This is a genomic window from Tabrizicola aquatica (genome assembly GCF_002900975.1).
GTDB classification, from domain to species: Bacteria; Pseudomonadota; Alphaproteobacteria; order Rhodobacterales; family Rhodobacteraceae; genus Tabrizicola; species Tabrizicola aquatica.
Map to the genome: position 1 here is coordinate 261,960 of NZ_PJON01000001.1, position 20,640 is coordinate 282,599.

At 67.9% G+C, this 20,640-nt stretch carries 20 protein-coding genes and 1 tRNA gene; 7 read left to right on the plus strand and 14 right to left on the minus strand.

Features of this window, described 5'->3' with window-relative positions; genetic code table 11:
• Nucleotides 1-97 precede the first annotated feature (97 nt).
• The 8 genes from CXR42_RS01260 to CXR42_RS01295 all read right to left on the minus strand — a co-directional run bounded on the left by CXR42_RS01260 (nucleotide 98) and on the right by CXR42_RS01295 (nucleotide 9,220).
• A complete protein-coding gene (locus CXR42_RS01260; RefSeq protein ID WP_103255703.1) occupies nucleotides 98-1,408 on the minus strand; it encodes an ABC transporter substrate-binding protein in 1,311 nt (436 codons plus the stop codon).
• A gap of 105 nt (nucleotides 1,409-1,513) precedes the next feature.
• A complete protein-coding gene (locus CXR42_RS01265) occupies nucleotides 1,514-2,470 on the minus strand; it encodes a sugar-binding transcriptional regulator (protein WP_103255704.1) in 957 nt (318 codons plus the stop codon).
• Nucleotides 2,467-3,150, minus strand: a complete 684-nt coding sequence (locus tag CXR42_RS01270; RefSeq protein WP_103255705.1) for an HAD family hydrolase — start codon at nucleotides 3,148-3,150, stop codon at nucleotides 2,467-2,469. The genes CXR42_RS01265 and CXR42_RS01270 overlap by 4 nt, the downstream gene beginning before the upstream one ends.
• Before the next feature lie 3 nt (nucleotides 3,151-3,153).
• Nucleotides 3,154-4,296 (minus strand): serine/threonine protein kinase, encoded by a 1,143-nt coding sequence (locus CXR42_RS01275; RefSeq protein ID WP_103255706.1) that lies wholly within the window; start codon nucleotides 4,294-4,296, stop codon nucleotides 3,154-3,156.
• A gap of 445 nt (nucleotides 4,297-4,741) precedes the next feature.
• Nucleotides 4,742-6,298: a CRTAC1 family protein gene (locus CXR42_RS01280; RefSeq protein ID WP_103255707.1), complete on the minus strand. Its 1,557-nt coding sequence runs from the start codon at nucleotides 6,296-6,298 to the stop codon at nucleotides 4,742-4,744.
• Nucleotides 6,298-7,617 (minus strand): vanadium-dependent haloperoxidase, encoded by a 1,320-nt coding sequence (locus tag CXR42_RS01285; protein ID WP_103255708.1) that lies wholly within the window; start codon nucleotides 7,615-7,617, stop codon nucleotides 6,298-6,300. Before CXR42_RS01285 ends, CXR42_RS01280 begins: the two co-directional genes overlap by 1 nt.
• Before the next feature lie 136 nt (nucleotides 7,618-7,753).
• Nucleotides 7,754-9,127: an NAD(P)/FAD-dependent oxidoreductase gene (locus tag CXR42_RS01290; protein ID WP_103255709.1), complete on the minus strand. Its 1,374-nt coding sequence runs from the start codon at nucleotides 9,125-9,127 to the stop codon at nucleotides 7,754-7,756.
• 17 nt (nucleotides 9,128-9,144) lie between these two features.
• Nucleotides 9,145-9,220: transfer RNA gene (locus CXR42_RS01295), tRNA-Ile, on the minus strand.
• A gap of 124 nt (nucleotides 9,221-9,344) precedes the next feature.
• On the opposite strand from CXR42_RS01295, the gene CXR42_RS01300 reads away from it, so the two are divergent.
• The gene (locus tag CXR42_RS01300) at nucleotides 9,345-9,551 is read left to right on the plus strand and encodes a hypothetical protein (protein WP_103255710.1); all 207 of its coding nucleotides are present in this window, start codon (nucleotides 9,345-9,347) and stop codon (nucleotides 9,549-9,551) included.
• A 21-nt stretch (nucleotides 9,552-9,572) separates the two neighbouring features.
• Here the strand turns inward: CXR42_RS01300 and CXR42_RS01305 are convergent, their stop codons facing one another.
• Nucleotides 9,573-10,520, minus strand: coding sequence for a sterol desaturase family protein (locus tag CXR42_RS01305; protein WP_103255711.1), 948 nt, complete (start codon nucleotides 10,518-10,520; stop codon nucleotides 9,573-9,575).
• 125 nt (nucleotides 10,521-10,645) lie between these two features.
• On the opposite strand from CXR42_RS01305, the gene purM reads away from it, so the two are divergent.
• Nucleotides 10,646-11,692 (plus strand): phosphoribosylformylglycinamidine cyclo-ligase, encoded by a 1,047-nt coding sequence (purM, locus tag CXR42_RS01310; RefSeq protein WP_103255712.1) that lies wholly within the window; start codon nucleotides 10,646-10,648, stop codon nucleotides 11,690-11,692.
• Nucleotides 11,689-12,276: a phosphoribosylglycinamide formyltransferase gene (purN, locus tag CXR42_RS01315; RefSeq protein WP_103255713.1), complete on the plus strand. Its 588-nt coding sequence runs from the start codon at nucleotides 11,689-11,691 to the stop codon at nucleotides 12,274-12,276. Before purM ends, purN begins: the two co-directional genes overlap by 4 nt.
• Here purN and CXR42_RS01320 read toward each other — a convergent pair.
• Nucleotides 12,268-12,630 (minus strand): YbaN family protein, encoded by a 363-nt coding sequence (locus CXR42_RS01320; RefSeq protein ID WP_103255714.1) that lies wholly within the window; start codon nucleotides 12,628-12,630, stop codon nucleotides 12,268-12,270. The genes purN and CXR42_RS01320 overlap by 9 nt on opposite strands.
• A 130-nt stretch (nucleotides 12,631-12,760) precedes the next feature.
• Between CXR42_RS01320 and rnd the strand changes: the two genes are divergently transcribed.
• Nucleotides 12,761-13,915, plus strand: coding sequence for a ribonuclease D (gene rnd, locus CXR42_RS01325; RefSeq protein ID WP_103255715.1), 1,155 nt, complete (start codon nucleotides 12,761-12,763; stop codon nucleotides 13,913-13,915).
• A 327-nt stretch (nucleotides 13,916-14,242) separates the two neighbouring features.
• On the opposite strand, the gene CXR42_RS01330 is transcribed toward rnd, so the two are convergent.
• A complete protein-coding gene (locus CXR42_RS01330) occupies nucleotides 14,243-14,701 on the minus strand; it encodes a hypothetical protein (RefSeq protein ID WP_245875317.1) in 459 nt (152 codons plus the stop codon).
• A 122-nt stretch (nucleotides 14,702-14,823) separates the two neighbouring features.
• Here CXR42_RS01330 and CXR42_RS01335 point away from each other — a divergent pair, with 122 nt between their 5' ends.
• Nucleotides 14,824-15,234, plus strand: a complete 411-nt coding sequence (locus CXR42_RS01335; protein WP_103255716.1) for a SufE family protein — start codon at nucleotides 14,824-14,826, stop codon at nucleotides 15,232-15,234.
• Here CXR42_RS01335 and CXR42_RS01340 read toward each other — a convergent pair.
• The 3 genes from CXR42_RS01340 to cobT form a co-directional block, all read right to left on the minus strand.
• A complete protein-coding gene (locus CXR42_RS01340; protein ID WP_103255717.1) occupies nucleotides 15,221-15,562 on the minus strand; it encodes a DUF427 domain-containing protein in 342 nt (113 codons plus the stop codon). The genes CXR42_RS01335 and CXR42_RS01340 overlap by 14 nt on opposite strands.
• Nucleotides 15,563-15,572: 10 nt before the next feature.
• Nucleotides 15,573-17,369: an aminopeptidase P family protein gene (locus CXR42_RS01345; protein ID WP_103255718.1), complete on the minus strand. Its 1,797-nt coding sequence runs from the start codon at nucleotides 17,367-17,369 to the stop codon at nucleotides 15,573-15,575.
• 76 nt (nucleotides 17,370-17,445) lie between these two features.
• Nucleotides 17,446-19,314 (minus strand): cobaltochelatase subunit CobT, encoded by a 1,869-nt coding sequence (gene cobT / locus CXR42_RS01350; protein ID WP_103255719.1) that lies wholly within the window; start codon nucleotides 19,312-19,314, stop codon nucleotides 17,446-17,448.
• 126 nt (nucleotides 19,315-19,440) lie between these two features.
• On the opposite strand from cobT, the gene CXR42_RS01355 reads away from it, so the two are divergent.
• Nucleotides 19,441-19,824: a hypothetical protein gene (locus CXR42_RS01355; protein ID WP_103255720.1), complete on the plus strand. Its 384-nt coding sequence runs from the start codon at nucleotides 19,441-19,443 to the stop codon at nucleotides 19,822-19,824.
• 122 nt (nucleotides 19,825-19,946) lie between these two features.
• The gene (locus CXR42_RS01360) at nucleotides 19,947-20,531 is read left to right on the plus strand and encodes an NADPH-dependent FMN reductase (protein WP_103255721.1); all 585 of its coding nucleotides are present in this window, start codon (nucleotides 19,947-19,949) and stop codon (nucleotides 20,529-20,531) included.
• The last annotated feature ends 109 nt before the right edge of the window (nucleotides 20,532-20,640 follow it).

Sequence of the window (20,640 nt, forward strand, 5' to 3'; positions counted from 1 at the left end):
AGGGGCAGGGCGCGGACAGGGGAAATCGCGGGACAGGGCAGTCGGCACCGCCGAAGGGGGGCGGGGCCAGCCGCAAGGCCGGCCCCGCACCGATAGCTTACTTGATATAGCCCGTGGCCGTCATCTCGTCGGTCACTGCGGCCTGCGCTTCGGCCAACGCCTCGTCCGCGGTCTTTTGTCCTGCCAGTGCGGCCGAGAAGATCTCGCCCACCGTGGTACCCAGGCCCTGGAACTCGGGGATGGCGACGAACTGGACGCCGACATACGGCACCGGCTGCACGGTCGGCGCGTTCGGGTCAGCCGAGTTGATGCTGTCGATGGTCATCTTGGCGAAGGGCACCTTGGCGTACTCTTCATTGGCGTAAAGCGAGCTGCGCGTGCCCGGAGGAACGTTCGCCCAGCCTTCCTTGGAGGCAACCAGCGCCAGATAGTCCTTGTTCGTGGCCCAGTTGATGAAGGTCTTGGCGGCGTCCTGCTTCTGGCTGGAGGCGGGGATCGCCAGCGACCAGGCCCAAAGCCAGTTGCCGCGCTTGCCCAGACCGTTGTCGGGGGCCAGGGCGAAGCCGACCTTGTCAGCGACGGTCGAATCCTTGCCGGTCACGAAGGAGGCCGCGACGGTGGCGTCGATCCACATCCCGCACTTGCCCTGGTTGAACAGCGTCAGGTTCTCGTTGAACCCGTTGTTCGAGGCACCGGGCGGGCCATAGTTGTTCATCAGGTTCAGATAGAACTCCAGCGTCGCCTTCCACTCGGGGCTGTCGAACTGCGGGTTCCACGCCTCGTCGAACCAGCGCGCGCCGAACGAGTTCGACATGGCGGTCAGGAAGGCCATGTTCTCGCCCCAGCCGGCCTTGCCGCGCAGGCAGACGCCGTAGATTTCGGCCTCTTTGTTCGTCATCGCGGCCGCGGCCTTTTCGATGTCGGCCCAGGTCGGCGCGTCGGGCATGGTCAGGCCGGCGGCCTCCATCAGGTCCTTGCGGTACATCACCATCGAGGATTCGCCATAGAAGGGCGAAGCGTAGAGGTTGCCATCGACCGTCAGACCACCCCGGATCGCGGGCAGCAGGTCGTCCACGTCATATTCGGCCGGCAGGTCGTTCAGGCTGGCGAGCCAGCCCTGCTTTCCCCAGATCGGAACCTCGTAGGTGCCGATGGTGATCACGTCATACTGACCGCCGCCGGTGGCGATGTCGGTCGTGACGTTCTGGCGCAGGACGTTTTCTTCCAGCGTCACCCACTCGACCTTGATGTCGGGGTGCTTGGCGTTGAAGTCGTCCATCAGGCCCTGCATGCGGACCATGTCGCCGTTGTTCACGGTGGCGACGGTGATGGTGGTTTCGGCCATTGCCGTGCCCGCAAAGGCAACGATGGCCGTCGCGCCGAGAAGCGCGCGTAGCGTCGTGGTCATGGGTTCCCTCCCTGGGTCAGCGGTGAGCAAATCATCGCCTATCGGGTAAATGCTCACATCAGGCCCGGAGTCGTCAAGCCCCCTCTTCCGCCGCAGGTGCGAAAGTCAGGCGCGGTCCAGAAGGGCGCGGGCGGTCGGCTCGTCCGTGACCAAGCCGTTGATGATGCGGGATTTCAGCGCGGCATGAATGGCGGGAACCTTGGATGCGCCCGCAGCGATGCCGATCGAGGGGCGGTCCAGTCCCGGCGCCACGCGCACCCCGCCGGTGCGCATGTTGGTGCCCAGGTCCAGATAGCGGCCCTCCGAATCAAAGACCCAGCCCGCCACCTCGCCCACGGCGCCGGCGGCCTGCATCTCGTCCAGCTCGGCCCGGCTGACGAAACCGTCGGCCAGAAGCGGCGCGTCGTTCGACATCTGGCCGACGCCGACCAGGATCACATCCGCCGCCTCGGCCAGCGCCACGACCTTCTGCACCGGACCCAGCGCGTGGAAGGCGGCGTTCTCCTCGGGTGTGGGGCTGATCACCGGGACCGGCATCGGGTAGTGCGGCGCGCGCACCTTGTCGGCAATGCGCATCACCACGTCGAAGAAACTGGCTGATCCATCGGGGGCAATGTTGCCGATCAGGCTGACCAGCCGGTGCTGCGGCGCGTCGATCTCGACCATCGCGTCGACCATGCCGCGCATGGCCCGGCCGGTCCCCAGCCCGATCACAAGCGGCTGCGGCATCCGCAGGAACCGCTCCAGTTCCGCCGCAGCGGCGGGGGCAATGGCGCGCACCCCGTCGCCGCCCGGCCCCAGCCCCGGCGAGACGCGCGCCCGACCCAGCCCGAAGCGGCGGCAAAGCTCGGCCTCCAGGTCCAGGCAGGCCCCGATCCGGTGGTTCAGTCGGACATGGATCAGCCCCTCGGCCATCGCGCGGCTGACCAGGCGCTGGGCGCGCTGGCGGCTGACGCCCAGTTCCGTCGCAATCTGGTCCTGCGTCAGGCCGCCGACATAATACAGCCACCCCGCCCGGGCGGCCTCGTCATGCAGGGAAGGTTCGGGGTCAAGGCGGCTCATGTCGGTCTCTGCAGGGCAGGGGCAGTCTGGAAGAAGTCGGCAAAGTCGTCAAACCGCCGCGCGGGCGGCGGGTCGGGATCCGCCGCGCTGCCTGGCACGCGGAAGTGACTGCCGCCGGTGAATTGCCAGACCTGCATCCCCGCAGCCTGAGCGGCCCGCAGGCCCGTCAGGCTGTCCTCGATCACCAGCGCGCGGTCTGGCACCACGCCCATCCGGGCGGCGGCGAACAGGAACAGGTCCGGCGCGGGCTTGCCGTTCGCCACCTGGCTGGCGGTGAAAAGCCGGTCCCCGACCCGGTCGCGCAGGCCCGCAAGCTCCAGCGACATCTCGGCCCGCCGGGGCGAGGACGAGGTCGCCACGCACCACGGCACCGCCAGCGCGTCCAGCACGTCCGTCACGCCCGGCATCACCGTCAACTCGCGGCGGAAGGCGGCCAGCAATTCCTCGCGGTAGGCTTCCTCGAAGCTGGGGGCCAGGTCCAGCCCGAACTCGCGCCGGATCGTCGCCATCACCGTGGGATAGCTGCGCCCCAGGAAATGCCGGGCGACATAGGCCAGGTCGATCACCACCCCCAGCCGCGCCAGTTCCTGCACCAGCATCCGGGCCGAGATGATCTCGCTGTCGATCAGCACCCCGTCGCAGTCGAAGATGACCAGGTCGAACGGCCCGTCATGGGACATGGGTCACTTCACCGCCCAGAAGAAGAACAGCCCCGCGCCCAGGACCAGCACCCCGACGGCGACCAGGAACACGCCGAAGAAATAGCCCATGTTGTTGGCGACGAACTTGTCCAGCTTGTCGGTGATGTCCTCTTCCGCAGCGGCCGGGGCAGGGGCCCCGACCTCCAGCTTCGGCGGAGGCGCGGCGGGAGAGACAAACCCCTCTTCCTCGCCACGGCGGATCAGCTCTTGCCAGTCGGGGGCGCTGGCGATCCGGTCCTTGGGCAGGACGCTGACCGCCTTGTCGATCGCCTCCAGAAACCCCGGCGGATAGCCCTTGAACCGGCCGGCCAGCGGCACATAAGGGTCGCCCGATCCTTCCGCCACCCGCGCCAGCCGGCGCTGGCTTTCCGGCGGCGCCTTGCCGGTGATCAGCATGTAGAAGGTGGCCCCCAGCGCATAAAGGTCGCTCCACGGCCCCTGTTCCGCGCCCGTCAGATAGAACTCCTGTGGCGAATAGCCGTCCTTCACCACCCGCCGCCCGGTCAGCACCCGCGTCGCGCGCACCACCTGTTCGGTCGCGGCGCCAAAGTCGATCAGCACCGGATTGCCGTTCTGGTCGATCAGGATGTTGTCGGGCGAGATGTCGCGGTGCAGGATCCCCGACTGGTGGATGAAGTCCACCGCGCTGAGCATCTTCTTCAGCAGGGTCACGATCTGCCCCGGCGTAAAGGCCCGGTCGGTCGATTCCATGATCGCCTGCAGGTCTTTGCCGTTGATGAAGTCGATCGCCATATAGGCGGTGTCGTTGTCCTCAAAGACCTGATGCACGCCGACGATGTTCGGATGCACCAGCCGCGCCAGGCTGCGCGCCTCTTCGACAAAGCTTTGTACGAAGCTTTTGTATTCGCCCTGATGCTTGCGCGACCGCGCCCGCACGACCGAGGTCGATCGGCGGCACAAGGTGTTCGGGAAGCACTCCTTGATCACCACCGTCCGGTCCAGCGAATCCTTCGCCAGATAGGTGATCCCGAACCCGCCCGAGTTCAGGAATCCAAGGATCGTGTATTGCCCGTCCAGCAGCGTCGTGCCCGGCTTCAGGTCGTCGGCGAAGACGTCGGCGTCCTCGGGCAGGTCATCCAGGTCGTGGGATGGCGTTTCTTGCATCCGTTGCGTTTTCCGTTTTTCAGGCGCGACGGCCGCTTCCGGCAGTGCCGGAGGCCGGGGACGGCGCGGACAGCTTTGGCAAAAGGTGCAACTCCCGCAGGTCGGTTTCAACAACAGTTGCGGCGCAGACCGGCAATCGACCGGGTCTGCGCCGCAGGGCCAAAGCCCGGCAGGCCGGGTGTGGGCCGAGAAGGTGGCGCAAAGGTGGCGGAAATGCGGCGCGCTGGCCTTGGTTCTGTGGACTGACGCACAGAAGCCCGCACGCACAGCGATTTTCCGCATCAGGGCCAAGGGTGCGTCCGGGGATTGTGGCAGCGGCAGCCCGCGCGGCACTGTGACAAAAAAGTCGGTCGTTTTGCAGGCAAGTCGAGGGGGTTCCCGAACCTTCGGGAAAGTTGGCATGCAGGTGCGCAACCCTGGATTGCGGGCCGGTCGATTCGCCGCGCTACTGCGGCAGCCACGCCTCGGCCGGTGCATCCGGTCGCAGGATCTGGAAACTGCCGGCCGGCAGGGTCTGCCAAGCGCCCTCGGTCCCGTCGGGCCAGATCACCCGCAGCTCGGCACTGTCGGCCTCGCCCAACCCATAATGCAGCCACCCGACCGAGCCCGAGGCATGGCCCCCACCCGCCGCAATCTCGTGCCGTTCCACCACCGCGCCGCGCCGGACCTCGACCACCGCGCCGATGGCGTCGCGGTTCGCCCCGTCCTGCTGCAGGCGCACCTGCACCCAAGTGCCGCCCGGCGTTCCGGTCTGGCGCCAGACCTGCGCCGGGGCCCAGCGGTTCACCACCACCAGGTCCAGCAGCCCGTCCAGGTTCAGGTCCACCACCTGCGCCCCCCGCGCGATCCCCATGCTGGCCACGCCCGCCCGGTCGCCCGCTTCGACAAAGACGCCGTCCGGCTGGCCCAGAAGCAGGTTGTTCGGGTCCTCGGCCGCGAAATCCGGCATCTTCGCCACGTTGCCCTTGGCTACGAACAGGTCCAGCCAGCCGTCGTTGTTCACATCGGCAAACTGCGGGTGCCAGGCGGTGGATGGCTTGAAATCCCCGCCGGTATAGGGCCGGTGCGCCGTGACCCCCGATTTGAAGGCAAGATCGGCATAATCGGGCAGGCCGGTCGCCGGGTCCTTCAGGAATTGCAGCTTGTTGTCGGCCATCGAGGTCAGGAAGTAATCCTGAAAGCCGTCCCGGTTCACATCCGCCGCCGCGATGCCCATGCCCCAGATGCGCAGCCGCTTCCAGCCCTCGGCCTCGGTGTAAAGCCGGGGGGCAGCACCGGGGTCCAGATGCCACAACTGCTCTTGCCCGCCCTTGTAGTATTCGCGGTCGTTCGACACCCGCAGCGCCGGCTGGCCGGAGCGGTTCCAGTCGGTGAAGATCATCGACAGCGCACAGAAGGACGGGGTCAGCGGGATCGGCGGGGCGAAACCCTGTCCGTCCGGTCCTGGCCGGTGCAGCCAGTTGTCGGTGCAAGACCCCCAGGGAAACGCCTCTTCCTTGCGGTCGACATAATTGCCGACGGCCAAGGTCGGCCAGGTCTGCCCCCGCTCCCAGATCGCGGCAAAGGCGGTGGACCAGGCGTCGCCGCCGTCAAAGCCCCAGGCCGACTGTTCGAACCGGCAGTCGCCCAGGCCGCGCATCACCCGGTTTTCGCCCAGCCGCAGCACGACCAGGTCCATGATCCCGTCGCTGTCCACGTCCAGCGGATAGGCCCCCAGCACCGCGTCCAACTCCAGCGCGCCGGTGTTCTCGAACGCCAGCGCCCCGCCCACCGGGCTGCGGTTCACATACAGCGCCGAAAGCCCCACGCCGCCCGACAGGAACACCTCGGGCTTGCCATCGCCCGAGCAGTCGAAGGTCGCCACGCCCCCGCCGACCATGTATTCCCAGTCGCCCTCGAAACTGGTCGCAAGACCCGAAGGGACCGTCTCCTCAGTAAAGACCGGCACCACCGGCTCGGCCATGGCGGGGCTGGCCAGCGCCAGCAACACAAGGGCGCGCATCACGCTTCGGTCCGCAAGGCGGCGGCAAAGGCCCCGACCTGCCGGCCCTGCACCAGCCCGGCCTCGTTGCCAAAGCGGAAATGGATGCCGCCGTACAGCCGCGAGACTGCCGCCTCTTCCGCCGCCGCCGCGAAGGATGGAAAGCTGCGCACCGGCAGCCCTTCGTCCACATGCGTCTCGTCGTCAAAGGCGAAATCCTCGCCCAGCATCGCCGCCAGCACGGTCGAGGCCGCGCCCGACTGCGTCGAGTGCCCCGACGTATATTCCGGGAAGGGCGGTGTGATCAGCAGCGGCTCCCAGGCGGGGTCGATGTGGCGGCGGATATAGGTCACCGGGCGCAGAAGGTTGTATTTGAACTTCGTCGACCAGCACGAGATGAACGCATCCGCCTGCGCCACCCCCAGCTTGGCCAGCGTGGCCGAAATCACCTCGACCGGCAGCGCATCGCGCTCGGCGATCTGCAGGACGATGGCGATCCAGTGGCCGGCCGGAGTGGGGGTCAGCATCGGATCGTCCGACCAGAACCGGGCGATCAGCTTCTGCTCGTCAGTCAGCCCGCGCCCAATCTCATGCACCTCGCGGGCGTGGTCGTGGAATGCGGACCCCGCCACCTCGTCATAGGCCGGGTGGGGCGGGGCGTCGCAGGCATCGGCGGCGGGGATGGCGAAGGTCCGGCACCCGGCCCATTGCGGCAGAAGTGGTGCCTGTTGCAGCCGGATCAGGTTGGTCGGCACCCAGTCCTGCGGGCGCGTTCCGGGAGTATACTCCATGGGAAAGCCCATGTTCTCGATCACCGCACCGCCATCGCCGCGCGCCCAGGCCAGGATATGCCCTGCCACCGCCGCGCCATGCGCCACGCTGCGCTCCACCACCGCCGCGTCGATTCCTGCGCTGGCGGTCTCGCCCATCTTGCGGCCCATCGCCTGAATCGCGCGCTGGCCGGTCGGGCCGGTGTTCCCGAACAACTCGGCCACCGCCCCCTGCAAGGCCGCGTGCAGGACACAAGGCGCGTCAAACGCGCCATCCGCACGGGCGGGCAGGGGGGCCAGCCCGTTCAACTGCCCTGCCAGGCTGACCAGCCGCCCATCGCCCGAGGCCAGCGCCTCATGCGCGGTGATCCCGATATAGGCAAAGGCCCGTGCCGCCACCGGGGGCACATAGGTCGCGGTGTGGCGCACCAGTTCCAGGATCAGCCGGTGCCACATCAGCACCACCTCGCGCGAGACATCGGCGCGGTCGGCGGCCAGGGCTGGCGAGAATTTCAGCGCAACGGGCGCGGCGATGGTAAAGCCAAGAACCTGACGGCGGCGAAACTGCATGGCGTCCTCCCGGGCGGCTGACACCTTATGGCAAAGCGCGGCTTGGGCTGGCAAGCTGCGATGTTGGCGCTATCAGGCAGCGTCTCCCCGTCGGAGAACCTGCGAGGAGTGACGAAGTCATCGACGAGCGCGCCCGTCAGCTCCGCCCGGTCAGCCAGTTCCCCAGGCCGGCCAGCCGTGACGGCCCCGCGCCGGGCCGATCCTCGCGCCGGTCGGCGGCGTTCAGCAGCGCATACATCCCCGTCACGCCCAGCCAGCGGAACGGCTCGGCCTCCCATTCCTTCACCCGGCGGTTGACCCAGGGCAGATGCACGAGGTCCGTGTTCCGCCCCAGCACCAGATCCGCCAGCGTCCGCCCCGCCAGATTCGAGGTGGACACCCCAACCCCCACATAGCCCCCCGCCCAGCCCAGGCCCGTCGCCGGGTCCAGCCCCACCGTCGCGCACCAGTCGCGCGGCACGCCCAGGACACCGCACCAGGCATGGTCGATCCGCGCCCCCCGTGCGGCCGGAAAATGCCGGTGCAGGATCGCCACAAGCCGCCGCACCGTTTCGGCATCCGGCGCGCCGTCCACGTCGAGGTTGGAGCCAAAGCGATACGGCACCCCACGCGCGCCGACCGTGATCCGGCCTTCCCGCGTGCGCTGGCAATAGCAATAGGCATTGGCGAAATCCCCCAGGATTTCATGGCCCTGCCACCCGATCTTCTCCCAGACCTCGGGCGGCAGGGGCTCGGTCGCGATCTGGGCCGAGTTCAGGGGCAACCACTCGCGCTTGCGGCCCGGCAGACCGGCGGTGAAGCCCTCGGTGCAGCGCAGGATCACCGGCGCGCGCACCTGGCCGCGGTCCGTGGTGACCAGACCCTTGTCATACCCCGTGACGGTTGTGCCCTCGACGATCCGCACCCCGGCCCGCTCCACCGCCGCGGCCAGGCCGCGCACCAGCTTGGCCGGCTGGATGCGCGCCACATTCGCCACCACCATCGCGCCCAGGGCACCGGGGATACGCACCCGCCGCGCCACCTCATCCGCGCCGATCTCGTAGACCCGCTCTTCCTCGCCCCAGTGCCGGCGATGCGCGACCTCGGCCCGCATCCGTGCCAGTTGCGCAGGCTTCGTCGCGACCATCAGCTCATCCGTGCGCTGGATATCCGCGTCGATGCCCTGCGTCTCGGCCACGCGGATCACCTCGTCCACCGTGCCGCCCATCGCCTCGACCATGGCGCGGACCTGATGCTCGCTGGACCCTTCCAGATAGCGCCGGTGATTCCAGGCGAACCCGCCCGTCAGCCAGCCGCCATTGCGGCCACTGGCGCCGAAGCCCGCGAAATCCTTTTCGATCACCAGCACATCCAGCGCAGGATTGGCCGCTTTCAGATACCAGGCCGCCCAAAGCCCGGTATAGCCCGCCCCGATGATCGCCACATCTGCCGTCGCATCCCCGTCCAGCGCCCTGCGGCGATAGGGCAGCCCGATATCGCCGTACCAGAACGAGACATCGCCGATCTTCATCGCCACCCGCCAGGAATTGGTAGGCCCGGAGGGACTCGAACCCCCAACCAAGGCGTTATGAGCGCCCTGCTCTAACCATTGAGCTACAGGCCCGTAGCCCTTTGATGCCTAGCAGAGCCGTCGCGCCGGTCAAGCCTAAGCGGGGGCTTGAGATATTCGCGCGGCTTGCTAGGCTTTCATATCGGATTTTCCGAATTCACTTGGTCAGGAGATTGCCTTGAAGCTTGCAACCGCAGTGGCCTGGGTCGGGGCCTTGATGACGACCGCAACCGCCGCGCTGGCCGGGGTGGCCGCACCGACCCCCGCGCCGGAAGTATCGAGCGGCGGCGGCGACGGGGCCGTCCTTCTGGTGCTGATCCTTGGCGCACTGGTGATTGCGGGCGGCATGGCCGCACCGAAGGACCCTCCCGGCGACGACGGCTGACAGACGTCACCGCACGGGGGCCTAGCCTTTCGGCCCCCGCTGCAGGACGCGACGCAGCGGATCCCACAGCATCGGCCCCAGGCGCTGCGTCATCAGCGCCCGTTCCGCCTCGCCCGCCAGGCCCAGGGTCAGATGCTCACGCCCCCGGATCACGTAAAGCGTGCCGAACATCCAGTCCCACAAGGCCAGCGAGTTGCCGAAGTTCCGGTCATGGTGGGCCGGATCGACGCTGTGGTGGATCTGGTGCTGCGCGGGCGAGATCACCAGATGCTCCAGCACCGGGCCATAGCTTAGCCAGACATGGCTATGGTGCAGCGCCGCAAGGGCGGCATTGGCCAGGACGATGCACAGGTTCAGCCCGGCAATCTCGGCCACCGCCGTGCCCTCGGCCAGGGTGCCGATCAGCAGGCCCTGGCACAGACCCACGAACACCGCCTGCGCGATGCTGGTCAGCAGGTTCGCGACCGGATGCTGGCGATAGGTGGTGAAGGGTGTCATCACCTCGGCGCTGTGGTGGACCGCGTGCAGGGGCCAGATCCGTGCCCAGCGGTGGTAGATGCGATGCACCCAGTAGATCGAGAAATCCGACGGCAGCCACAGCACGACAGCCAGCGCCACCGGCCCCAGGCTTTCGGCCGGAATCAGGGGCGCCGGGATCAGCCCCGCCACCCCCGCCGCGACAAAGGTGGTGACCGCCAGCCCCGCGAACAGGCCCAGGATCGCCATCAGCCGGCCCAGGACGAACAGTTGCAGGTCGATCAGATGCGACGGATGCCGCCAGATTCGCCCCGGCACCAGCCAGCGCCAGAACCCCACGCCCCGATCCCCCCGTTCGGCCCGGTCGCGCCCCGCCGCCTCGCGCCGCCAGACCCAGAAGGCCGCCAGCCCGGCCAATGCCAAATAGGCCGGCGCCGTGACCAGGCCCGGATCAAAGAGAATCGCATAAAGCTCGGCAAGCGTATCCGTCACGGCACCGCTCTTCCCAGGGTCCGCCCAAGGCAACAATCCCCCGCCCCGCCCGTCAAGGCCGCAGTTGCCGCTGCGCCCCTTCTGGTGTAGCGGACGGGCAAGATCAGCGGCGACAGAGGTGGAAGATGGCGACGGGGCACAACGGGCTGACCTATGCCGATGCGGGCGTGGACATCGACGCAGGCAACGCGCTTGTCGACCGGATCAAACCCGCCGCCAAGGCGACCAGCCGCCCCGGGGTGATGGGCGGTCTCGGCGGCTTTGGCGCGCTGTTCGACCTGAAGGCCGCGGGCTACCAGGACCCGGTCCTTGTCGCCGCGACCGACGGAGTCGGGACCAAGCTTCGTATCGCCATCGACACGGGCCATGTCGACACCATCGGCATCGACCTTGTCGCCATGTGCGTCAACGACCTGGTCTGCCAGGGCGCGGAACCGCTGTTCTTCCTGGACTACTTCGCCACCGGCAAGCTCGACGTCGATCAGGCCACCCGCATCATCTCGGGCATCGCCAAGGGCTGCGCCGATTCGGGTTGCGCGCTGATCGGCGGCGAGACAGCCGAAATGCCGGGCATGTACCACAAGGGCGACTTCGACCTGGCCGGTTTCGCCGTCGGCGCGATGGAGCGGGGGCAGGATCTGCCGAAGGGCGTCGAAAAGGGCGACGTCCTCCTCGGCCTCGCCTCGAATGGCGTCCATTCCAACGGCTACAGCTTCGTGCGCAAGGTGGTCGAGCTTTCCGGCCTTGGCTGGGACCATGCCTCGCCCTTCTCCAAGGGCACGCTCGGCGAGGCGCTCCTCACCCCCACCCGGCTTTACGTCAAACCCGCCCTCGCCGCGATCCGCGCGGGCGGCGTCCACGGCCTTGCGCATATCACCGGCGGCGGCCTGACCGAGAACCCGCCCCGCGTCCTGCCAGAGGGGCTGGCCTGTCAGATCGACCTTGGCGCCTGGCAACTGCCCCCGGTGTTCCGCTGGCTGGCCAGCACGGCGAACATGTCGGAACCCGAACTTCTGAAAACCTTCAACTGCGGCATCGGCATGATCCTTGTCGTGGCCGCAGACCGGGCCGAGGCGCTGACCGACCTTCTGCAAGCCGAAGGTGAAACCGTCGCCCGCCTGGGGACCATCGTCGAAGGGCAGGGGGTCATCTACCAGGGCAAGCTCCTGTGAAGCGCGTCGCCATCCTGATTTCCGGGGGTGGCTCGAACATGCTGGCCCTGGTGCAGGACATGACCGGCGACCACCCGGCCCGGCCGGTCCTGGTCGCCTCGAACGACCCGGCCGCCGGGGGGCTGGCCAAGGCCCGGGCGCTGGGCATCCCGACCGCCGCCGTGGACCACCGCGCCTATCCCGACCGCCAGGCGTTCGAAACCGCGCTGGCCGCGCAAATCGACGCCGCCCAGCCCGATATCCTGTGCCTTGCCGGCTTCATGCGCATCCTGACGCCCGGCTTCATCCGCCGCTACCAGGGCCGGATGCTGAACATCCACCCCTCGCTGTTGCCGAAATACCCCGGCCTGCACACCCATGCCCGCGCCCTTGCCGCCGGCGACGACCAGGCCGGCTGCACCGTGCATGAAGTGACCGAGGATCTGGACGCCGGCCCGATCCTTGGCCAGGCCCGCGTTCGCGTCCTGCCCGGCGACACCCAGGATACCCTTGCCGCCCGCGTCCTGACCCACGAACACCGCCTCTATCCGGCCGTCCTGCGCCGCTTTGCCACCGGCGACCGCACCCCGCTGACGCTAGACTGACGGCCCATCCGGCCGCGACAGCACGAACCAGCAGCCGACCGCGATCAGCCCACCCTGCGCCAGCAAGACCGGCCAGCCCAGCCCCGCCCAGACCGAGACGCCAAACACCACCGCCATGCTGCCCACCGCCAGCCGCTTGGCCGGACGCGAGATCGCGCCGTTGTCCTCCCAGTTGCGGATCGGCGGGCCAAAGGCCGGATGCGCCAGCAGCCAGCCATGCAACCGGGGCGAGGATTTGGCAAAGCACGCCGCCGCCACCAGCAGGAAGGGCGTCGTCGGCAGCACCGGCAACACCACGCCCAGAAGCCCCAGCCCCAGGGCCAGCAAGCCCGCCGCCAGCCACAGGGTGCGCATCCAGGTCCTCCGATCTGTTACCACCAGCGCACGCTCGCCCCGGAACCGCAACCCCGCCTCTTTCCTTTTGGCCCCACCCCGCCTATAGCGGCCAAAATCCGGGCGGGATGACCCCGCGAAAGGTGGCCTTATGCGCACGATCACGACGACCGAAGACCTCGCCGCCTTCTGTGCGGCCGCCAAGGCCCAGCCCTTCGTCACCATCGACACCGAATTCCTGCGGGAACGCACCTACTGGTCCAAGCTGTGCCTGATCCAGATGGCGCTGCCGGGGCAGGGCGAGGCCGTCCTCATCGACCCGATCGAGGGCGAGGACATGTCGATGGAACCGCTCTACGACCTCTTCCGGCACGAGGCGACGGTCAAGGTGTTCCACGCCGCCCGGCAGGATCTTGAGATCTTCTTCGTCGAAGGCCGCGTGTTCCCGACCCCGCTCTTTGACACCCAGGTCGCCGCGATGGTCTGCGGCTTTGGCGAACAGGTGGGATACGAGACGCTGGTGAAGAAGATCGCCAAGGCGAACCTCGACAAGACCAGCCGTTTCACCGACTGGTCGCGCCGCCCGCTTTCGGACGCGCAAAAGGACTATGCCCTGGCCGATGTGACGCATCTGCGGGTGATCTACGAATTCCTGGCCGCGCAACTGGCCAAGAACGGCCGCGCCGATTGGGTGGCCGAGGAGTTGTCGCTGCTGACCGATCCTGCGACCTATACCGTCAACCCGGATGAGGCGTGGCAGCGGATCAAGACGCGCACCACCTCGGGCCGCTTTCTGGCCGTGGTCAAGGCGCTCGCCCGCTTCCGCGAGACCTATGCCCAGGCGCAGAACGTGCCGCGCAGCCGGGTGATGAAGGACGACGCGCTTCTGGAACTCGCCTCGACCCGGCCGACCACGGTCGAGGAGTTGGGCCGCTCGCGCCTCCTCCTGCGCGAAGGCCGCAAGCCCGAGATCGCCGAGGGCATCCTGGCCGCCGTCAAGGAAGGGCTGGAGATGCGGCCCGAGGACATCCCCCGGATCGACGCCGCGCGCGAACAGATGCAGGTGAACCCGGCACTGGCCGATCTTCTGCGGGTGCTGTTGAAAGCCAAATCCGAGTCGCTGGGCGTGGCCCCCCGCCTGATCGCATCGTCCGCCGACCTGGACCTGATCGCCGCCGGCGAGCGTGACGTGCCCGCCCTTTCCGGCTGGCGGCGCGAGGCCTTCGGCGACGACGCCATGCGCCTGTGCAAGGGCGAGATCGCGCTGTCCGCCAAGGGCCATGAGGTCCGCGTCGTCCACCTCTGACGGCGCGGCAAGCGGCCAAGCCGGACGCGCGCCCCTGCCACAGCGTAGGGTGTGCTTCCAGCGCACCTCTTCCTGCCGCGCCGAATCGTCCGGCCGCAACAGGCCAGCCTGTGCTTCCTGCGCACTGCTCTTGCCCGACCCGAACCGCAGGCGACAGACAGAACCAACCCCGGTTGCCGCCGCGTAGGGTGTGCTTCCAGCGCACCGCTCACAGGGAAAATCGCCCCGAAACCAGCCAATCCAAGGTCTTAACAAACCCTGAACGACCGCGCTCAAGCCACTGATATCCCGAAACTATCCGGTTTTGTCCACCGTGGGCAGCCAGCCCTACCGCCGCGCCGACCGCGCGTTGGTCGCGCCCTGCACCACGATCTCGCCCACCTGGTCCAGCTTGTAGTCGGACACGAAGACCGCCACATCGATCTCACGCGAGCGGGGGGTGTTCACATCCGCCGGCCCCGTCGGCGGCAGGATGCGGAACTCATAGACCAGGACGCCCTGCTGGTCCGTCTCCGCCGCCACCAGCTCGGCCGCCCAGAAGCCCTGCGTCGGTGCCAGCCCCCGCGCCCGCACGATCGCCCCGCCCGGCATCGGCTCGACCACCAGGCTGACCACGGTCTCGACCAGCGGCCGCTGATCCCGCACCTGTTCCGGCAGCACGATCGTCTCGCGCGGCTCGGACCGGCCGAACCAGTTGAACGGGTTCAACCGGCTGTCCCGGAACCCGCCGCAGCCCGCAAGGGTGGCGCAGAGCGTCAGAAGCAGCACGGGGCGAACAAGGGACATGGGCGGCCTTCCTGAAGTGTCATCCTTGGGTAGCCGATGGGGCCGCGTTTGAAAAGCATCTCTCTCAGGCTGGACCTTTCGGCTGCGCGGCCTTACCTCCACCACAACGACCGGAGCATGCCATGGCCACCGCCGCCTTCGAAGACCTCGCCGAAACCTTCGAATTCCTGGACGACTGGGAAGACCGCTATCGTCACGTGATCGAGTTGGGCAAGGCGATGCCGCCCCTCGACGACTCGTTCAAGGTCCCCGCGCTGAAAGTGCAAGGCTGCGCAAGTCAGGTCTGGCTGCGCCCGGTGATCGAGGACGGACGCTTCGACTTTCAGGGCGACAGCGACGCGATGATCGTCCGCGGCCTGATCGCGGTCCTGCACGCCCTGTACGCGGGCCTGCCGCTGGCCGAGGTGACCAAGGTCGACGCCCCGGCCGAACTGGGCCGCCTGGGGCTGAATGAACACCTCTCCAGCCAGCGATCCAACGGGGTCCGCGCGATGGTCGAGCGGATCCGCGAGACCGCCGCTAGCCGCGCGTGACCCGGACCCGGTCGGTATAGAAGGCCAGATGCCCGGCAATCGCCGCGACATCGGCCTTCGGGGCCTCATAGGACCAGACTGCGTTCTCCAGAAGCCGCTCTCCGTCCCGGACCGAGTAATAGCTGGCTTGGCCCTTCCACGGGCAGGTCGTCGCCCGTGGGGTGCGCTCCAGCAGGTCCATGTCCAGATCCTCGCGCGGGACATAAACCACGGGCGGCGCGCTGCCCTCGCGCAGTTCCAGCGCGCGGTGGCTGGTGCCCAGGACCGTGCTGCCGGCAGTGACCGTGATCTTGTCGGCAATCGGCGAGATGGTGATGTGGCTGGCCATCGGCTTCTCCCTAAAGCGGCGCGCAGGCGTCCTGCAGCCACGAAAGGGTAGCGCCCGCGACCCGCTTGCCAAGCTTTTCCAGCACCTGCGCATGATAGGCGTCCAGCCAGGCCCGCTCGCCGGGGGCAAGGTCGGCGGCCCGGATCAGCCGGCGGTCGAAGGGCACCCAGGTCAGCGTCTCGAAGGCCAGCTGCGCGCGATTGTCACCCAGGGGCGGGGCGGGTTCGACGACGATCAGGTTCTCCAGCCGGATGCCGAAGGCCCCCTCGCGGTAATAGCCCGGCTCGTTCGACAGGATCATGCCGGGCTCCAGCGACACCTCGGACAGCCGCGAGATCCGCTGCGGCCCCTCATGCACCGAGAGGAACGCGCCGACCCCGTGCCCGGTCCCGTGGTCATAATCCTGCCCCGCCAGCCACAAGGGAAAGCGCGCCAGCGCGTCGATGTCGCGGCCCGACAGGCCCTTGGGAAACCGCGCCCGGCTGATCGCGATCATGCCTTGCAGGACGCGGGTATAGGCCGCCCGCGCCTCCTCCCCCGGATCGCCGATGGCAATGGTCCGCGTGATGTCTGTGGTCCCGTCGACATACTGCCCGCCCGAATCGACCAGCAGCAACTCGCCCGCGCGGATCGGACGGTTCGTCTCCTCGGTCACCCGGTAGTGGATGATCGCTCCGTTCGGCCCCGCGCCGCAGATCGTGTCAAAGCTGATGTCGTGCAAGGCGTTTGTCGCCCGGCGGAAGCCTTCCAGCGCCTGGACCACGGCGATCTCGGTCAGGGTCCCGGGGGCCTCACGGTCCAGCCAGCACAGGAACTCCACCATCGCGGCGCCATCGCGCAGATGCGCCTCGCGGGTGGCGGCGATTTCGGCGGGGTTCTTGCGCGCCTTCGGCAGTTTGCAGGGATCGTCACCCCAGGCGACCTCTACCCCCGCTGCGCGCAGGATATCCGCCACGGCGAGGGGGGCGGAGCCCTTGTCGACCCGCACCGGCCCGGCCAGCGCGCGCAAGGCATCGGCCAGAGCGTCAGGCGGGGCCAGGCGGACCTCGGGGCCAAGATGCGCCCGCACCGCATCGTCATACTTCGCCGGGTCCGAGAACAGGTCCACCCGCCCGTCGTCGTGCAAAAGGGCAAAGCCATGCACGACCGGGTTCTTCGGCACATCCGCGCCGCGGATGTTCAATAGCCAGCACAGCGAGTCCGGCAGGGTCAGCACCGCCGCGCGCTGGCCGGCCTTGCGCAACTCCTCGGCCAGACGGGTACGCTTCTGAGCATGGCTTTCGCCAGCCAGGTGATCGGGGTGGATGAACGCCTTGCCAAGCGGCGCGGGGGGGTGGTCGGGCCAGATTGTATCCAGCGGGTTTTTCGTTACGCGTGAGATTGTTACCGGACTACCTTCAAGTGCCTTCTCAAGTTTCTCGATCTCGTCCGCGGTATGCAGCCAAGGATCGAATCCCACCATCCCGGCCGAGAGATGCTCGGCGATCCACTCGCCCGGCTTAACCTCTGGCCAAGGCACCGGCGTATAGGCGGCAAGGTCCACCTGGGCCTTCACTTGTGTCCGGTAACGGCCGTCGATAAACACCCCCGCCACGTCAGGCAGCACGATGCAGAACCCGGCCGAGCCGGTGAACCCGGTCAGCCATTGCAGCCGCTCATCCCGCGCGGCGACGTATTCGCCCTGATGGGCATCGGCCCGTGGCACCAGAAACCCGGCCAGCCCCATGTCTGCCAGACGCGCGCGCAAAGCAGCCAGGCGGGGTGGGCCCTGAGTGGGTGAGGAATGGCTGTCAAAGGTCTGGAACATAAGCGTCTTTCATCTTTGCCCGAATATCCGCGGGGGGTGAATGGCCGTCAGGCCAGAGGGGGGCAGAAGGCCCCCCTTACCCCGCCCGCCGCATCCCCAGCGCCCGGGCGCGCTTCTTCGGGTCGACCTCGAACAGCCCGGCGAGTTGTTCGGTCATCGCGCCGGCCAATTGCTCGACATCGGTGATCGTCACTGCGCGCTGATAGTAGCGGGTCACATCATGGCCGATACCGATTGCGATCAGTTCCACCGCGCGCCGACGCTCGACCATCGCGATCACGTCGCGCAGGTGTTTCTCCAGATAATTCGCGGGGTTGACCGACAAGGTTGAGTCGTCGACCGGCGCGCCGTCCGAGATCACCATCATGATCCGCCGTGCCTCGGGCCGGGCCAGCATCCGGCGGTGCGCCCATTCCAGCGCCTCGCCGTCGATGTTTTCCTTCAGCAGGCCCTCTTTCATCATCAGGCCAAGGTTCGGCCGCACCCGCCGCCAGGGCGCGTCGGCGGACTTGTAGATGATGTGGCGCAGGTCGTTCAGCCGCCCCGGCATCTGCGGGCGGCCCTGCGCCAGCCAGCGTTCACGGCTTTGGCCGCCCTTCCAGGCGCGGGTGGTGAAGCCCAGGATCTCGACCTTGACGTTGCAGCGTTCCAGGGTGCGGGCCAGCACATCGGCGCAGATCGCGGCGATGCTGATCGGCCGGCCCCGCATCGAGCCGGAGTTGTCCAGAAGCAGCGTGACCACCGTGTCGCGAAACTCGGTGTCCTTTTCCCATTTGAACGACAGCGGCATGGTCGGGTTCGCCACCACGCGGGCCAGGCGGCCGGCGTCCAGGATGCCTTCCTCCTTGTCGAACTCCCAGCTGCGGTTTTGCTGGGCCTGCAAGCGGCGCTGCAGCTTGTTGGCCAGGCGGCTGACCGCGCCCTTCAAGGGCTCCAACTGCTGGTCAAGATAGGCGCGCAGGCGCTCCAGCTCCGCCGGTTCTGCCAGTTCCTCGGCGCGGATTTCTTCATCGAAATCCGTGGTATAGACCGCATAGTTCGGGTCGGCGTCGGAATAGGGAGCGGGCGGGGGCGGCTCCAGGGGGGCCTCGCCCTCGGGCAGCTCGGCCTCGTCGCCCTGTTCCATGTCGGCGCTGTCCTCCATGGTGACCTGCGCCTGGGACTGGTCCTGTTGCTCCTCCTGGGATTGCTCGGGCGAGGCTTCGGCCTCTTCGCCTTCGTCCTGCTCTTCGCCCGCGGTGTCGGGGCTGTCCTGATCCTCTTCCGCCTGATCGTCGCCCACATCCTCGGGCGCGTCGGGGTCGTCGCCGAGCTGGTCGCCATAGCCGAGGTCGGCGATCACCTTGCGGGCAAGGCGCGCGAAGGCGGCCTGGTCGGCCAGTACGTGATCCAGGCTTGACAGGGTCGCGCCGGCCTGTTCCTCGACAAAGCCGCGCCAAAGGTCGGCGGCGTGTTCGGCAGCCTTGGGCAAGGGCAGCCCGGTGGCCATCTGGCGCACCAGATAGCCGGCCGCGACCGGCAGCGGCACTTCCGACGCCTGGGTGACCTGGCCATAGCCCTTGCGCTCGGCCTCGTGGGCGATCTTGGCGTCGATGTTGCCATGGGTGCCGGGCATGGCACGCGCACCGACCGCTTCGCAGCGGGCGGCCTCCATCGCCTCATAGATGTCGCGGGCCAGGGGGCCGGTCGGGGCATAGCGCGCGGCCACGCCGTCGTCGTGATACTTGCGCCGCAGGGCAAAGCTGTCGGCCGTGCCGCGCGCCAGCAGCACCTCGTCCCGGGTCATGCGGCGGCTGACCTGGGGCAGGCGCACGCCTTCCTTGTTCATCCCGGCCGGGTCGACCGAATAGGTCACCGACATCTCGGGGTCATCCGCCATGGTGCGGGTGGCCTCGGCCAGGGCCTTCTTGAACGGATCGGCGGGGTTGTCGCTGGGCTTGCTCATGCCGAAGATAAAGCACCGTGCCGGGGTGTCGGCAAGCCCGGGCCGGGGGTGGGGGCAGGAAAAACCCACTGTGCGCACGCGGCGGGGCGGGCTAAGCCGAAGCCCGCCAACCTTGAGGGGACCCCGATGCGCGCCGCTGCCCTGCTTTTGCTTTCCGCCCTGCCGCTGCAGGCCCAGACCGTCGACCCGCTGCCGGGCTTCGATCTGGACAGTTCGATCACCTGCCTTGCCTATACGGCGAACGAGATCGAGCGTAACCCCGACTATGCCGCCAACCGCGTGGAATGGATGGTGTTCTTTTCCCGCCTGATCGCGGTAAAGTCGACCGAGGCCGACCTGGCCGAATTCAATTCCCTGTTCGCGCAGGAGCTGGCCATGCTGCGCAACCCGATGATCGACGACGGTGTGCCCGCCACGCCCGAGGAAGCCGACGAAATCCTGACCGGAACCGGCAAGATGTGCTGGTTCCAGGCGCTGGCGGCCGAGGGCGGGCCTTACGAAGGCCAATAGCCCCGTGCCCAATAGCCCCGTGCGCCGCCGCACAGACCCGGCGCGGGGGTGCGGAGTTGGCGTGGCGGTCGTTCGCCCCACATATGGCGGGTAGTGAACGTCATCCAGCAAGGACCCGACCAATGGCCAACAAACCCAAGATCGCGATCATCGTCTCTTCGACCCGCGAAACCCGCTTTGCCGATATCCCGACCGCCTGGATCAAGGCCCAGGCCGAGGCCCGCGGCGACATGGATGTCGAAGTGGTGGACCTGCGCGACTATCCGATGCCCTTCTTCAACGAGGTCGCCTCGAACGCCTGGGCCCCAAGCCAGGACCCCGTCGCGGTGAAGTGGCAGAAGAAGATCGCCGAGTTCGACGGCTACATCTTCGTCGTGGCGGAATACAACCGCTCGGTGACCGGCGTGCTGAAGAACGCGCTGGACCAGGCCTATGTCGAATGGGCGAAGAAACCGGCTGGGGCCATCGCCTATGGCTCGATGGGCGGCGCCAATGCGCTGGGTCACCTGCAGAACATCGCGGTTGAACTGCAGATGGTCCCGACCCGGAACAACGTGCGCATCGGTGGCGGCGATTTCTTCAAGGTGCATCCGGGCTTTGGCGGCTCGGGCAACCTGGGCGACATCGAGGGCTCGATCGCGCCGTCGGCCAAGGCGATGCTGGACGACGTGCTGTGGTGGGCGAAGGCCACGATGGCCGCACGCTAAGCCCCGGCTTCGGACAAGACCGGATCGGCCGACGTTCGCGCGTCGGCCGTTTCTTTTTCCGCCGGCCCTTGTATCGGCCGCAGGCGATCGCCAGATTGCGCGGGCACCA

Coding starts and splice junctions, on each gene's coding strand:
- CXR42_RS01340 (WP_103255717.1), bottom strand. CDS start 15,562: ATGGCCAGCCACATCACCATCTCGCCGATTGCCGACAAGATCACGGTC.
- CXR42_RS01330 (WP_245875317.1), bottom strand. CDS start 14,701: ATGTCCCTTGTTCGCCCCGTGCTGCTTCTGACGCTCTGCGCCACCCTT.
- CXR42_RS01320 (WP_103255714.1), bottom strand. CDS start 12,630: ATGCGCACCCTGTGGCTGGCGGCGGGCTTGCTGGCCCTGGGGCTGGGG.
- CXR42_RS01345 (WP_103255718.1), bottom strand. CDS start 17,369: ATGTTCCAGACCTTTGACAGCCATTCCTCACCCACTCAGGGCCCACCC.
- CXR42_RS01355 (WP_103255720.1), top strand. CDS start 19,441: ATGCGCGCCGCTGCCCTGCTTTTGCTTTCCGCCCTGCCGCTGCAGGCC.
- CXR42_RS01335 (WP_103255716.1), top strand. CDS start 14,824: ATGGCCACCGCCGCCTTCGAAGACCTCGCCGAAACCTTCGAATTCCTG.
- cobT (WP_103255719.1), bottom strand. CDS start 19,314: ATGAGCAAGCCCAGCGACAACCCCGCCGATCCGTTCAAGAAGGCCCTG.
- CXR42_RS01290 (WP_103255709.1), bottom strand. CDS start 9,127: ATGAAGATCGGCGATGTCTCGTTCTGGTACGGCGATATCGGGCTGCCC.
- CXR42_RS01285 (WP_103255708.1), bottom strand. CDS start 7,617: ATGCAGTTTCGCCGCCGTCAGGTTCTTGGCTTTACCATCGCCGCGCCC.
- CXR42_RS01360 (WP_103255721.1), top strand. CDS start 19,947: ATGGCCAACAAACCCAAGATCGCGATCATCGTCTCTTCGACCCGCGAA.
- CXR42_RS01275 (WP_103255706.1), bottom strand. CDS start 4,296: ATGCAAGAAACGCCATCCCACGACCTGGATGACCTGCCCGAGGACGCC.
- purM (WP_103255712.1), top strand. CDS start 10,646: ATGGCGACGGGGCACAACGGGCTGACCTATGCCGATGCGGGCGTGGAC.
- rnd (WP_103255715.1), top strand. CDS start 12,761: ATGCGCACGATCACGACGACCGAAGACCTCGCCGCCTTCTGTGCGGCC.
- CXR42_RS01265 (WP_103255704.1), bottom strand. CDS start 2,470: ATGAGCCGCCTTGACCCCGAACCTTCCCTGCATGACGAGGCCGCCCGG.
- CXR42_RS01270 (WP_103255705.1), bottom strand. CDS start 3,150: ATGTCCCATGACGGGCCGTTCGACCTGGTCATCTTCGACTGCGACGGG.
- CXR42_RS01260 (WP_103255703.1), bottom strand. CDS start 1,408: ATGACCACGACGCTACGCGCGCTTCTCGGCGCGACGGCCATCGTTGCC.
- CXR42_RS01280 (WP_103255707.1), bottom strand. CDS start 6,298: ATGCGCGCCCTTGTGTTGCTGGCGCTGGCCAGCCCCGCCATGGCCGAG.